Consider the following 12,964-nt stretch of genomic DNA (forward strand, 5'->3'; position numbering starts at 1 on the left):
AAGGGATTCCAGATCAGGTCGCCAGATGCGACAAAGCCAGCGCCTGGAATCAGGCACTGGCTTTGCGGCTCACGGGGGTGTGGTCAGAACTGATAGCTGACCGTGGCGCTGACATTGCGCTCTTCACCCATGTAGCAGTAGTTCAGGCTCGCGCACGAGGCGATGTAGCTCTCGTTGGTGAGGTTGTTGGCATTGAGCCGCACATCCACGCCCTTGAGCCCGACCTTGCCCAGGTCGTAGCCCACCGACGCATCGAACAGGGTGTACGACGGTACCTTCATGGTGTTTTCCGCATCCACCCAGCTGTAGCCCACGTAACGCACGCCACCGCCTACGCGCACACCGTCCAGCACCCCCTGGCGGAAGTTGTAGTCCGCCCACAGCGAGGCCATGTGCTTTGGCGCCTGGGTTGGCGAGTTGCCCTTGTTGTCGAGTGTGCTGCCAGCCAGGGTGCTCGGCATCGTCTTGCTGTACTCGATGTCGGTGAAGGTGTAGCTGCCCAGCACCTTGAGGTTCTCGCTCAACTGCATGTGCGCTTCCAGCTCCAGACCCTGGGAGCGTACCTGCCCGACCGGGTAGTAGAAGTCGTCCTGCGGCTGTTTGGTGGCCAGGTTCTCCTGCTCGATGCGGAACACCGAGGCGGTGAACAGGTTGTCGGTGCCCGGCGGCTGGTACTTGATACCGGCCTCCCACTGGGTGCCTTCGGTCGGTGCCAGCGGGTTGCCGGCGGCATCGGCGTAGGAGTTGGGGTTGAACGACTCCGAATAGCTCAGGTAGGGCGCAATACCGTTGTCGAACAGGTACAGCACGCCCGCGCGGCCGGTGAGCTTGGTGCGGTCATCGCTGATCCTGGTGCCCAGTGGGCGGGTAGGCTCGGCGATACGATTCTCATCCGAGGTCTTCACCCAGTCCTGCCGCAGCCCCAGCGAGAAGCGCCACTTGTCCAGCTCGATCAGGTCCTGGGCGTAGATGCCGGTCTGCTGCAGGCGCCGGGTGTAGCTGGTCGGTGCGTAATAGGTGATCTGCGAATTGCCGTACTGCGGGTTGAACGCATCGATCGACGCCAGGCCGCCGCTGCTCCAGTCCACCACGGTCTTGCGTCGCTGGTAGTCCAGGCCCACCAGCGTGGTGTGCTTGGCCGCGCCGGTGAAGTACTCGGCCTGCAGCATGTTGTCGATGATGTAGGAGTGCAGTTTCTCGTCGGCACCGGTGTAGTAGCGGTTCAGCTTGTTGCTGGTGGGCGACTCGTAGCCCCAGGCGTACACCTGGTCCATCTTCACCGTCGAGTCCAGGTAGCGGAAGTTCTGGCGTGCGGTGAACACATCGTTGAAGCGATGCTCGAACTGGTAGCCGAACGACTGCTGATTGCGCTCGTAGCTGTCGATGCCCGGCTCGCCCTCGAAGAAGTGTTCCGAGATACGCTGGCCGTTGCGTTTGTGCAGCGCGCCATCGGCTGGCACGCCGGCGTGGTAGCCGCCTTCCGGATCGTTCTGCAGGTAGGCCTGCAAGGTCAGCGAGGTGTCCTCGGTGAAGTCGATGCTCAGGGTCGGCGCCAGCGCATAGCGCTTTTCTTCGTTGTGATCGAACTGGGTGTCGGACTGATGCGTCAGGCCGGTCAGGCGGTAGGCGATACGCTTGTCGTCGTCCAGCGGGCCGCTGAAGTCGAAGCCCACCCCACGCTGGCCCTGGGTGCCGACGGTAGCCTGCACCTGGCGGAAGGTCTCGTACAGTGGCTTCTTGGTGGTCAGTGCCACCAGGCCACCTGGCGAACTGCGGCCATACAGCACCGACGACGGACCTTTGAGAATATCCACGCGCTCGAGGAAGTACGGGTCGATCTGCATGGTGCTGAAGGTGCCGCTGTCACCCATCGACTTCAGGCCGTCGATGTAGATGTTGTCCACCGAGCCATCGTTGAAGCCGCGCATGGCCACATAGTCATAGCGGTGGGTCGCGCCATACGGGTTGGTCAGCACGCCCGGGGTGTAGCGCATGGTCTGCGAGACCGTCTGCGCGCCCTGGTCGTCCATCTGCTGGCGGGTTACCACAGACACCGACTGCGACGTCTCCAGCAGCGCGGTACTGGTCTTGGTCGCGATCTGGCTGTGGGTGGCGTTGTAGCCCTCCATGCTGCCCAGCGCGTTGCCCAGGGCAAAGCCACGCACGTCGGTGGTAGGCAATGCCAGTGCGGCGTCCTGCGGGGCCGCATGCAGCACATAACTGGTGCCATCCTGGCTCACCGCCTCCAGCCCCGTGCCATTGAGCAACTGGCGCAGCGCCTGGTCGGTGGCGTAGCTGCCCTGCAGGCCGGGCGACTGCGCGCCCTGGGTCATCTGCGGGGTGCTCGACAGCGTGATGCCGGCCTGGCGTGCGAACTGGTTCAGCACCTCGTCCAGCGAGCCGGCGGGGATGTTGTACTGCTGGCTGGCGCTGCCCGCAGGTTCGGCCATCACTACCATCGGCACGCTGGCCAGGCCCAGCGCGGTACCGAACAGTGCGGCGCGCACCGCCTTGCCCAGGCGTGAATCTAAGAGAGGTTGAAACTCATTACTGTCAGTGAGCCGCGGCTGGGCCAGGGTATCGCGCATGAAGAGCATCCGTAGGGTCGGTAAGGGCAGAAGGGAGTCGCTTACTGTCCTAGCCGGACGTGCCGACAAAACCCGCCAAAAAAATCAGCGCATCACGCCTGGCGTTCCAGGCGTACCCACCAGCGCGTGCGATAGCTGACATGCACCGGCAGGGTCTGCGGCAGCAGGTGCAGCAGCTTGTCGGTGTCTTCCAGGCGGAACACCCCGGACAGGCGCAGGTTGGCGATATCGTCGGAGCAGCTCAGGTAGCCGTGGCGGTAGCGCGCCACCTCGTCGATGAAGTCCCCCAGGCGCATGTTGCGCGTGACGATCAGGCCATCGGCCCAGGCACCGGGGTCCATGTTCTGCTGCGCCACGGGCGTGGCGCCCTGGGCATTCACCAGAAAGGCTTCGCCAGCAGCCACCCATTGCAGCCCGGCGGGGCCGGGGTGATGGATCGCCACCTTGCCCTGGCTGACCGTGACGCGGGTGCAGTCGCGCTCCTGACGCACCACGAAGCGCCCATCGAAGCCTTCGAGCAGCGCATCGCGGCTCTGCACCAGCAACGGCCGCCCAGCCGGGCCGAGCGGGTGTTCGGCGCAGGTCAGCATCAACTCCCCGTGCTTGAGGCGCACCAGGCGCTGGCGGCTGTCGAAGGCCAGGTCCGCGGCGGTATGGGTATTGAGATCGAGCAGGCTGCCATCGGGCAGGCGGATGCTGCGCCGCTCGCCGGTGGCCGTGGCGAAATCCGAGGTCCACGGGTCGAGCAGGCCAATGTCCTTGCTGACCCAGGCCGCTGAGCCAAGCATCACCACGCCGCCCAGCAGCTTCATGGCCTGGCGCCGGTGCAGCCGCTGCTGGCTGTTCTCCAGGGTCTGCAGGGCGACGACACCGGCGCCCGGCACCGCACGCAGGTTCATTTCCTGCTGCAGGCTGTGCACCCGTTGCCAGGCCAGTTCGTGCTCGTGGCTGGCGCTGCGCCACTGCTCGCACTGGGCCTGCAACTGCGGGCTGGCGCCGTTCTCGCGCACCCGCAGCATCCAGTGAATGGCCTGCTTGACCACGCGCGGGCTAGGGTTCATAGCGCAGCAGGTAGCAGTGATAGAGGGCGTCGGCCACATACCGCTCCACCGAGCGCAGCGAGATACCCATCTGCTCGGCGATCTGCTTGTGGCTCAACCCTTCGCACTGGGCCAGCAGGAACGCGGTGCGCACCTTGGGCCTGAGGCCGTCGAGCAGGCACGCAATGCGTTCCAGCAGTTCCAGCAGCAGCTCGCGGGTTTCCGCTGATGGCACCTCGGCCTCGGGCAGCTGCGCCAGGGCTTCGAGGTAGGCACGCTGCAGCTCTTCGCGGCGCCAGTGATCGATCACCAGCCCCCGTGCGATGGTACGCAGGAATGCGCGTGGTGCATTCAGCTCCAGTTGTTCGCGCCGCTGCAGCAGGCGCACGAAGGTGTCCTGGGCCAGGTCCGCGGCATCGGCCGCATTGCCCAGGCGGCAGCGCAGCCAGGTGTTCAGCCAGCTGTGGTGTTGCTGATAGAGCCTGTGCACAGAGTCGTGGGAGGACATGAAGGCGCGCTGCAACCAAGGTCATAAATGATAATTAGTCTCATTGTTATGGGGCCTTGCGCAATTTGCAACCACTGACCGACCCGGCGGCGCGTTCAGCCCTGCGGCTGGCTGGCCAGGTACTGCCTGATGGCCTGCATGCCCTTGTCCAGGTGCTGGGTCAGAAGCTGTACAGCTTCGTCCACCTGGCCGGCCTGGGCTGCGTCCACCAGCGCGATGTGATCGTCCTGGGTCAGCTTGCCCAGCCCCATCGACGACAGATGAAACCGCAGGAAGCGCGCCTCTTCGCTCAACTCGTTGTCGATCAGGCGCAGCAACTTCTGATTGGGCGCCTTGCGGTACAGGGCCATGTGCAACAGGCGGTTGAGCTGGCCCATTTCGGCGTGCCGGGTCTCGTTCTGCAGTTGCTCGATGTAGCCCCGGGCCAGGGCGATGTCCTCGGCGTCCAGCAGCGGGATCGACTGGCGCAGCGCCTCGCTCTCCAGGATCACCCGCAGCCCGTAGGAGTCCATCGCATCTTCGCTGATCAGCGGGGCCACCACCGCGCCCTTGTGCGCAACCACCTGCAGCAGCGACTGCGCCTCCAGCTGACGCAGGGCCTCGCGCACCGGCATGCGGCTGACCCCGAACAGCGTCGCCAGCTCCTGTTGGCGCAACGCCATGCCGGGTGCCAGGCGCCCGTCGAGGATGGCGCTGCGCAGGCGCTCTTCGATCACGCTGCGCGCCAGGTGAGCAGGCACCTGCTCGTCACCCAGAATGCTCAGGAGTTTGATTTTTTCGGCCACGCTGACTGCCCTGCTAGCAAAGATTGGATCCAATGACCCTAGTGATGACGGTTGCGCCTGTCAAATTCAGGCCGGCGCGGGCCTGCGGGCGTTCGCGGCGGCTATCCTGAATGAAGTCGCAGCGCTTTGGAAGCTTGCCGCCGTGCGCCATTGTCTTTTGCCCGCCCAGCCTGCACCATCGCGATTCCACGATCTGCATGGACCGCCGGCCTTGGCGATACGTTGGGCTTTGCCTCTGACCCCGCGCCGGGCTGGCCTGGCGCTGTTGCTCGGCTGCGTATTGCTGGGCAACCTGCGCGCGGACTGGGACTTTTCCCAGATCAGCCGCAAGGCCCAGGCCCTGTACGGCCCCCTTGGTGCCGGCCAGCAGCGTATCGATGCCTGGCAGCAGTTGCTTGCCACCCAGCGCCAGGGCAGCGAAGCCGAGCGCCTGCAGGTGGTCAACCAGTTCTTCAATCGCCAGTTGCGCTACGTCGAAGACCCCGAACTGTGGCAGCAGGCCGACTACTGGTCCACCCCGATCCAGTCACTGATCAAGGGCGCCGGCGACTGCGAAGACTACGCCATCGCCAAGTATTTCAGCCTGCGCCGCCTGGGTATCCCCAGCGAGAAACTGCGCATTACCTACGTCAAGGCGCTGCGCCAGAATCGCGCGCACATGGTCCTGACCTACTATTCCACTCCAGAGGCGATGCCGCTGGTGCTCGACAGCCTGATCGACACCATCGAGCCGGCCAGCCAGCGCACCGACCTGCTGCCGGTGTATGCCTTCAATGGCGAGGGCCTGTGGCTGACCGGGGCGGGTGGCAATCGCAAGGTCGGCGACAGCAAGCGCCTGTCGCGCTGGCAGGATCTGTTGAAGAAGATGCAGGCCGAGGGGTTTCCCACCGAGCCGGCTTACTGAGGATTGCGGATGTCACTGTTCAAGCAATTGTTGCTCGCCATCTGCCTGTTTCTGGTGGTCGCCTTCAGCGGCAGCTTCATGGTCGGCCTGGAAAGCTCGCGCAGCCAGTACGTCAATCAGCTGCGCGCGCATGCGCAGGACGCCGCCACCGCGCTGGCGCTGTCGCTCACGCCGAACATCGACGACCCGGCAATGGTCGAGCTGATGGTCAGCTCCATCTTCGACAGCGGCTACTACGCCAGCATCCGCGTGATCGACCTGGGCCCCAATGCCCTGCTGGTGGAGCGTCACGCCGAGCCGGACAGCAGCGGTGTGCCGGCCTGGTTCATCCGCCTGATCAACCTGGAGCCGGCCGGCGGCGATGCCATCGTCAGCCGCGGCTGGCAGCAGGCGGCGCGGGTCGAGGTGGTCAGCCACCCGATGTTCGCCCTGGCCAAGCTGTGGCGCAGCGCGCTCGGCAGCCTGGCCTGGCTGCTGGCCTGCGGGGTGGTCAGTGCACTGCTGGGGGCGCTGCTGCTGCGCCGTCAGCTGCGACCGCTGGACTACCTGGTGGCGCAGTCCCAGGCCATTGCGCGTCGCGAGTTCCTCAGTGCGCCGCGCCTGCCGCGCACCCCGGAGCTGCGCCGGGTGGTGCAGGCCATGAACCAGATGGTCGAGAAACTCAAGGCGCTGTTTCTCGAGGAGGCCCAGCGCAGTGAAGCCCTGCGCGCCGAGGCCTGGCAGGACAGCCTGACCGGCCTGGGCAACCGGCGCTTCTTCGAGATGCAGCTGTCTGCCCGGCTCAGCGCCCAGGACGAAAGCCCCGGCTACCTGATGCTGGTGCACGTGCAGGACCTGGCCGGGCTCAACCTGCGCCTGGGCGGCCAGCGCACCGATGCCCTGCTGCAGGCTCTTGCGCAGCAGGTGCAGCGGGTGTGCGCGCACTATCCCAAAACCCTCGATCTGATCGCCCGTAGCCGTGGCGGCGAGTTCGCCGTGCTGGCACCGGGGCTGGTGCATGACGAGGCCGTGCACCTGGCCCAGGAACTGGAGCAGACCCTGCACAGCCTGTACGACACCGGCGCTTCCGACCGTAACCCGGTGGCCTGGATCGGCCTGGCCCCCTACAGCCCGGGCGACGCCCCGCAGGCCCTGCTCGAGCGCTGCGACGAAGCCCTGGCCCAGGCGCAGAGCCAGCAGCTGCCGACGTGGGTCTGCCTGCCCGCGCACGCCCCGGCGCTGCTGGACCACGACTGGCATGCCCTGCTGCAACACGCCCTCGACCAGCGCCGCTTCGAGCTGTTCTTCCAGCCGGTGGTGGCGACGCACGAGCTGGGCCGCGTATTGCAGTACAAGGTGCTGTCGCGCCTGCCCGACGGGCATGGGCAAACCCTCCCCGCCGGGCGCTTCCTGCCCTGGCTCGAGCGTTTCGGCTGGTCGATCCGGCATGACCTGCTGATGCTCGAACAGGTGCTGGCCCACCTGCAGCGCCATGACCAGGCGCTGGCGCTGAACCTGTCGGCGGCCACCCTGGCCGCCCCCCAGGCGTTGCAGGCGGTGTACGAGCTGCTGGGGCGTCACGCGGTGCTGGGCCCGCGCCTGACCCTGGAGATCGGCGAAGAGCAGTTGCCCGACCAGGCCGCGCTCGAGCAGCTGGCACGGCAACTGGGCGCGCTGGGCTTCAAGCTGAGCCTGCAGCACTTTGGCGGGCGCTTCAGCATGATCGGCAACCTGGCGCACCTGGGCCTGGCGTACCTCAAGGTCGACGGCAGCTTCATCCGCGCCATCGATCAGGAGCCGCACAAGCGCCTGTTCATCGAGGCGATCCAGCGCGCAGCGCACAGCATCGACCTGCCATTGATTGCCGAGCGGGTGGAAACCGAAGGCGAACTGGAGGTGCTGCGCGACATGGGGATTTTCGGGGTGCAGGGGCGTTTGATCGGCGAGCCCCGGCCCTGGGCGCCGTAGTGGCTTCTTCGCCGGCCACGCCGGCGCCTGCAGGCGACGGTGACCCCGCAGGCGCCGGCCTGGCGGGCGAAGCTGCTAGATCAACGGCCGCTCCTCATCGATCAGCTTGTTCAACCCCCCCATGGTCTGGCGCGCGCTCGAACGGCTGAGCAGCTTGGCCTGTGCGCTCGCCGGCAGGTCGGTGATGCTGATCACGCCCTTGCTGGTCAGTACCTCGATCAAGTCCTCCAGCACCCGGATCATGTCCAGGTCGCTCTGCTGCAGCTTCTTGGCAAACCAGGCCTGGGCCTCCGGCGAATCGTTGGGCAGCGCTTCGTTCTCCTCGGCAAAGGGCGTCGACTCCAACCGCACGATCTGCCCACGGGTGTCGCGTTGCACATAGAACATGGCTTTTCCCCCTGATGACATCTGCTTGATGGCCTCAGCAGCATAGGCCACGCGAGGCGGACAACCCTCTCTATGCTTATTCTCTAAAGGTATTTAAATTATTTTTCTTATGCATTTATATTTATTTCCACGCGCAGTTACCGACCCGACACGTGGGAGTGAAAAGATATGTCAGCGGCCCCTGGCGCCTTGTCGTACACCGACAGCGCCCAACCCCAAGCCTTCGAGATTCGTCCGTTTGCCGGTGCCGTGGGCGCCGAGATCATCGGCCTGGACCTGAGCCGTCCGGTCAACGCTGGCGATTTTGCGCGCATCCACCGCGCGCACCTGGACCACCATGTGGTGGTGTTCCGCGACCAGCGCATCACCCCCCAGCAGCAGATCGACTTCAGCCGCCGTTTCGGCGTGTTGCAGATCCACGTGCTCAAGCAGTTCCTGCTCGGCGGCCACCCCGAGATCCTGATCGTCTCCAACATCATCGAGAACGGCCAGAACATCGGCCTGGGCGATGCCGGCAAGTTCTGGCACTCGGACCTCTCCTACAAGGAACTGCCCAGCCTGGGCTCGATGCTGCATGCCCAGGAGCTGCCCAGCGAGGGCGGCGATACCCTGTTCGCCGACATGCACAAGGCCTGGGACCAGTTGCCCGCCCACCTGCGCGCCGCCGTCGAAGGCCGCAGCGCCGCGCACTCCTACACCGCGCGCTACAGCGAAACCAAGTTCGAAGGCAACTGGCGCCCCACGCTCACCGCCGAGCAACTGGCCCAGGTGCAGGAAGTGATCCACCCGGTGGTGCGTACCCACCCGGAAAACGGGCGCAAGGCGCTGTTCGTCAGCGAGGGCTTCACCACCCGCATCGTCGGCCTGCCCGAGGACGAAAGCCGCCAGATCCTGGCCGAGCTGTACGCCCACAGCGTGCTCGAACACAACATCTACCGCCACCAGTGGCAACCCCACGACCTGGTGTTCTGGGACAACCGCTCGCTGATCCACCTGGCCGCCGGCTGCCCCGCGCACCTGCGCCGCAAGCTGTACCGCACCACCATCCAGGGCGACGCCCCTTTCTGACCCGTCTTCAGGAGTACCGCATGCGCAACTCAATCAGCCGCCTGGCGGCCAGCATCGGCCTGGGCGTCAGCCTGCTCGCCGGCAGCCTCGTCGCCCCCGCCACGGCCCAGGCCGAAGGTGAAATCCGCATCGCCGAACAGTTCGGCATCGTCTACCTGCTGCTCAACGTGGTGCGCGACCAGCACCTGATCGAGAAGCACGGCAAGGCCCAGGGCATCGACATCAAGGTCGACTGGACCCAGCTCTCGGGCGGCGCCGCGATCAACGACGCGCTGCTGTCCGGCTCGGTGGACATCGCCGGTGCCGGCGTCGGCCCGCTGCTGACCATCTGGGACCGCACCTACGGCCGCCAGAACGTCAAGGCCGTGGCCTCGCTGGGCAACTTCCCGTACTACCTGGTCAGCAGCAACCCCAACGTCAAGACCATCGCCGACTTCACCGAAAAGGACCGCATCGCCCTGCCGGCGGTTGGCGTCTCGGTGCAGTCGCGCTTCCTGCAGTACGCCGCCGCCCAGCAGTGGGGCGACAAGGACTACGCGCGCCTGGACAAGTACACCCTGGCGGTCCCGCACCCCGACGCCACCGCCGCGCTGCTGGCCGGCGGCACCGAGCTCAATGCGCACTTCTCCAACCCGCCGTTCCAGGACCAGGCGCTGGCCAACAAGAATGTGCACGTGGTGCTCGACACCTACGACCTGCTCGGCCCCAACTCGCCCACCGTGCTGTTCGCCACCGAAAAATTCCGCAACGACAACCCCAAAACCTACCAGGCCTTCGTCGACGCCCTGGCCGAGGCGGCCGACTTCGCCCAGCACGACAAGGGCGCGGCGGCCGATACCTACATTCGCGTGACCAAGGCCAAGATCGACCGCGAGGCGCTGCTCAAGATCATCGACAACCCGCAATACGAATTCAGCGTCACGCCGAAGAACACCTACAAGCTGGCCGACTTCATGTACCGCATCGGCGCGATCAAGCACAAACCCGAATCGTGGAAGGACTACTTCTTCCAGGACGCCAAGCCACTGCAGGGGAGCTGAGCGCATGACCGCCCGCTTGCCAGGCCACACGGCCAGCAACCTGAGCCCCGTGAGCGCACCGGCGCTGCTGCAGGTGGACAACCTCAGCCTCGAATACCGCACCGCCCAGCGCGTGGTGCGGGCCACCCACCAGGTCAGCTTCGAAGTGGACAAGGCCGACCGTTTCGTCCTGCTCGGCCCCTCAGGTTGCGGCAAGTCGACCTTGCTCAAGGCCGTGGCCGGCTTCATCGAGCCCCGTGAGGGCGCGATCCGCCTGCAGGGCCAGCCGGTGCACGGGCCGGGCCCGGACCGCATCGTGGTGTTCCAGGAGTTCGACCAGCTGCCGCCGTGGAAAACCGTCAGGCAGAACGTGATGTTCCCGCTGCTGGCCTCCGGCACGCTCAAGCGCGCCGAGGCCGAACAGCGCGCCCTGCATTACCTGGACAAGGTCGGCCTGGCGGCATTTGCCGATGCGTACCCGCACACCCTCTCCGGCGGCATGAAGGCGCGCGTGGCCATCGCCAGGGCGCTGGCCATGCAGCCCAAGATCCTGCTCATGGACGAACCCTTTGCCGCCCTCGACGCGTTGACCCGGCGCAAGATGCAGGAAGAACTGCTGCTGTTGTGGGAGGAGGTGCGCTTCACCCTGCTGTTCGTCACCCACTCCATCGAGGAGGCGCTGGTGGTGGGCAACCGCATCCTGCTGTTGTCGCCGCACCCGGGGCGCGTGCGCGCCGAGATCCACAGTCACCAGTACGACCTGCAGAGCCTGGGCGCTGCCGACTTCCAGGCCAGCGCGCGGCGCATCCATCGTCTGCTGTTCGACGATGATGCCGCCGCCGAGCAGGACGCCGCCCTGGATTTCACCGACATCCGCATCGCCTACTGACCGGGAGCCCCACCGATGACCACCTCTGCACCGGCTCCGCGTCAGGAGTACGAAGTCACCCTTGAACCCCTGCTCAGCGTACCGCTGGAACGCGAGCTGCCCCTGGGCCAGCGCCTGTGGCAACAGGGCTGGCTGCGCAAGAGCCTGATCCTGATCCTGCTGGCGCTGGCCTGGGAAGCCGTGGCGCGCTATCAGGGCAACGACCTGTTGCTGCCCAGCTTCCTGCAAACCGCCGCGGCGCTGTACGACGGCCTGCTCAGCGGCGAACTGCCGGCCAAGGTCGGGGTGTCGCTGGTGGTGCTGCTCAAGGGCTACCTGCTGGGCATCGTGCTGGCCTTCGGGCTCACCAGCCTGGCCGTGTCGACCCAGATCGGCCGCGACCTGCTCAGCAGCCTGACCTCGATGTTCAACCCGCTGCCGGCCATTGCCCTGCTGCCGCTGGCGCTGCTGTGGTTCGGCCTGGGCGACAACAGCCTGATCTTCGTGCTGGTGCACTCGGTGCTGTGGGCGCTGGCGCTCAACACCTATGCCGGCTTCATGGGTGTGTCCGAAACCTTGCGCATGGCCGGGCGCAACTACGGGCTGCGCGGCTTGCGTCTGGTGGTGCACATCCTGATTCCGGCGGCGCTGCCGTCGATCCTGTCGGGGCTCAAGATCGGCTGGGCGTTCGCCTGGCGTACCCTGATCGCCGCCGAACTGGTGTTCGGTGCCACCAGCGGCAAGGGCGGGCTGGGGTGGTACATCTTCCAGAACCGCAACGAGCTGTACACCGACAAGGTGTTCGCCGGCCTGGCCGTGGTGATCCTCATCGGCCTGCTGGTCGAGAGCCTGGTGTTCAATACCCTCGAGCGCGTCACAGTACGGCGCTGGGGCATGCAGCGCTGAGCGCATCGGGGCGACAAAAGTGCGCGTCCTTGTCTAGGCTTGCCTCACAGGGTGGCATGGGCCACCCACCGGTCAGTCAGGGATGAACCGTTGTCTGCTGCCAGCACCATCTACCCACTGCTCGCGCGGCTGTTGCCCAGGGCGATCGCCCCCGATCCGGGCGGGCAGACCCAGCGCCACACGGCCGGCATCGGCATGCCGGCCCAGCGTGCGGTGCTCGGCAGGGGCTTCTGCCTGGTCAACCGCCTGGACGAAGCCGTCGACCTGCAGACGGTGTATGCCGACCTGCGCCAGCAGGCCCTGGATGGCAGCGTGGTGGCGCTCAACGACCTCGGCTGGGTATGGCTCAACGGCAAGTACTGGCGTGCCGAACCGGCCCTGGCCGGGCGCCTGCTGCGCATGGCGGCGCTGCAGGGCAGTGCGGTGGCCTGGTACAACCTGGGCCAGCAGCACTATTTCGGCAAGGGCGTGACCATCGCCTACGCCAGCGCCGCCGAGTGCTACCGGCAGGCCTTCGAGCGCGGCCTGGACGAAGCCGCCGCGGCGCTGGGCGACCTCTACGAAGAAGAGATCTGCGATACCCACCTGCAAACCTGGCAGGTCGATCCGCAGCGCGCCTACGACTGGTTCATGCAGGGCGCCCAGCGCGGCGATGGGCGCTGCCGGTTCGAGATCGGCTACCGCCTCCTGCATGGCCAGCAGGTGCGGGCCGATGCCAGGCTCGCCGTGTACTGGCTGGAGCTGGCGGCCGCAGCGGGGGTGATGCCGGCGGCCGAGGAACTGGCCATGCATTTCAGCGTGGCCGGCAACCCCATGCGCTATCTGTTCTGGCGCGACCGGGCGATCAGCCTGGGCAGCCCGCGGGCGCTGACCCTGAAACACGAAGACCAGTACCGGCGCTGACCTCGGCCGACGGATGCCGCATTGCCGCTATTGACGCCCGG

12 protein-coding genes are annotated in these 12,964 nt (G+C 66.2%); 7 read left to right on the forward strand and 5 right to left on the reverse strand.

Going from position 1 to position 12,964, the window contains the following annotated elements:
* Positions 1-83 precede the first annotated feature (83 nt).
* The 4 genes from N0B28_RS00615 to N0B28_RS00630 all read right to left on the reverse strand — a co-directional run bounded on the left by N0B28_RS00615 (position 84) and on the right by N0B28_RS00630 (position 4,921).
* Entirely contained in the window at positions 84-2,588 is a 2,505-nt protein-coding gene (locus tag N0B28_RS00615; RefSeq protein ID WP_229589798.1) for a TonB-dependent siderophore receptor, read from the reverse strand.
* A gap of 92 nt (positions 2,589-2,680) precedes the next feature.
* A complete protein-coding gene (locus N0B28_RS00620) occupies positions 2,681-3,649 on the reverse strand; it encodes a FecR family protein (RefSeq protein WP_210014896.1) in 969 nt (322 codons plus the stop codon).
* A complete protein-coding gene (locus tag N0B28_RS00625) occupies positions 3,639-4,136 on the reverse strand; it encodes a sigma-70 family RNA polymerase sigma factor (protein WP_054915945.1) in 498 nt (165 codons plus the stop codon). Before N0B28_RS00625 ends, N0B28_RS00620 begins: the two co-directional genes overlap by 11 nt.
* Positions 4,137-4,231: 95 nt before the next feature.
* The gene (locus N0B28_RS00630) at positions 4,232-4,921 is read right to left on the reverse strand and encodes a GntR family transcriptional regulator (RefSeq protein WP_043861332.1); all 690 of its coding nucleotides are present in this window, start codon (positions 4,919-4,921) and stop codon (positions 4,232-4,234) included.
* 211 nt (positions 4,922-5,132) lie between these two features.
* On the opposite strand from N0B28_RS00630, the gene lapG reads away from it, so the two are divergent.
* Both lapG and lapD read left to right on the forward strand, forming a co-directional pair.
* The gene (gene lapG / locus N0B28_RS00635) at positions 5,133-5,825 is read left to right on the forward strand and encodes a cysteine protease LapG (RefSeq protein WP_043861331.1); all 693 of its coding nucleotides are present in this window, start codon (positions 5,133-5,135) and stop codon (positions 5,823-5,825) included.
* 9 nt (positions 5,826-5,834) lie between these two features.
* Entirely contained in the window at positions 5,835-7,772 is a 1,938-nt protein-coding gene (lapD, locus tag N0B28_RS00640; RefSeq protein ID WP_210014895.1) for a cyclic di-GMP receptor LapD, read from the forward strand.
* 75 nt (positions 7,773-7,847) lie between these two features.
* Here the strand turns inward: lapD and N0B28_RS00645 are convergent, their stop codons facing one another.
* On the reverse strand, positions 7,848-8,159 hold the full coding sequence (locus N0B28_RS00645; RefSeq protein ID WP_043861329.1) for a hypothetical protein: 312 nt from the start codon (positions 8,157-8,159) through the stop codon (positions 7,848-7,850).
* A 168-nt stretch (positions 8,160-8,327) separates the two neighbouring features.
* On the opposite strand from N0B28_RS00645, the gene N0B28_RS00650 reads away from it, so the two are divergent.
* The 5 genes from N0B28_RS00650 to N0B28_RS00670 all read left to right on the forward strand — a co-directional run bounded on the left by N0B28_RS00650 (position 8,328) and on the right by N0B28_RS00670 (position 12,923).
* Positions 8,328-9,227 carry a TauD/TfdA family dioxygenase gene (locus tag N0B28_RS00650; protein WP_043861328.1) on the forward strand — a complete coding sequence of 300 codons (900 nt, stop codon included), beginning with the start codon at positions 8,328-8,330 and terminating at the stop codon, positions 9,225-9,227.
* A 20-nt stretch (positions 9,228-9,247) separates the two neighbouring features.
* Complete coding sequence (locus tag N0B28_RS00655; protein WP_078481728.1) at positions 9,248-10,267, forward strand: ABC transporter substrate-binding protein; 1,020 nt, start codon at positions 9,248-9,250, stop codon at positions 10,265-10,267.
* Positions 10,268-10,271: 4 nt separating this feature from the next.
* The gene (locus tag N0B28_RS00660) at positions 10,272-11,135 is read left to right on the forward strand and encodes an ABC transporter ATP-binding protein (protein WP_275729822.1); all 864 of its coding nucleotides are present in this window, start codon (positions 10,272-10,274) and stop codon (positions 11,133-11,135) included.
* Between the two features lie 15 nt (positions 11,136-11,150).
* Positions 11,151-12,020, forward strand: coding sequence for an ABC transporter permease (locus N0B28_RS00665; protein WP_054915880.1), 870 nt, complete (start codon positions 11,151-11,153; stop codon positions 12,018-12,020).
* 90 nt (positions 12,021-12,110) lie between these two features.
* Positions 12,111-12,923 carry a tetratricopeptide repeat protein gene (locus tag N0B28_RS00670; protein WP_275729825.1) on the forward strand — a complete coding sequence of 271 codons (813 nt, stop codon included), beginning with the start codon at positions 12,111-12,113 and terminating at the stop codon, positions 12,921-12,923.
* Positions 12,924-12,964 lie beyond the last annotated feature (41 nt).

Source organism: Pseudomonas sp. SD17-1 (genome assembly GCF_029201585.1).
Lineage (GTDB): Bacteria > Pseudomonadota > Gammaproteobacteria > Pseudomonadales > Pseudomonadaceae > Aquipseudomonas > Aquipseudomonas palmensis.

Excerpts from the sequence above, each read along its gene's own strand:
- N0B28_RS00615 (WP_229589798.1), bottom strand. The coding sequence starts at position 2,588 with ATGCGCGATACCCTGGCCCAGCCGCGGCTCACTGACAGTAATGAGTTT.
- N0B28_RS00620 (WP_210014896.1), bottom strand. The coding sequence starts at position 3,649 with ATGAACCCTAGCCCGCGCGTGGTCAAGCAGGCCATTCACTGGATGCTG.
- N0B28_RS00625 (WP_054915945.1), bottom strand. The coding sequence starts at position 4,136 with ATGTCCTCCCACGACTCTGTGCACAGGCTCTATCAGCAACACCACAGC.
- lapD (WP_210014895.1), top strand. The coding sequence starts at position 5,835 with ATGTCACTGTTCAAGCAATTGTTGCTCGCCATCTGCCTGTTTCTGGTG.
- N0B28_RS00645 (WP_043861329.1), bottom strand. The coding sequence starts at position 8,159 with ATGTTCTATGTGCAACGCGACACCCGTGGGCAGATCGTGCGGTTGGAG.
- N0B28_RS00650 (WP_043861328.1), top strand. The coding sequence starts at position 8,328 with ATGTCAGCGGCCCCTGGCGCCTTGTCGTACACCGACAGCGCCCAACCC.
- N0B28_RS00655 (WP_078481728.1), top strand. The coding sequence starts at position 9,248 with ATGCGCAACTCAATCAGCCGCCTGGCGGCCAGCATCGGCCTGGGCGTC.
- N0B28_RS00660 (WP_275729822.1), top strand. The coding sequence starts at position 10,272 with ATGACCGCCCGCTTGCCAGGCCACACGGCCAGCAACCTGAGCCCCGTG.
- N0B28_RS00665 (WP_054915880.1), top strand. The coding sequence starts at position 11,151 with ATGACCACCTCTGCACCGGCTCCGCGTCAGGAGTACGAAGTCACCCTT.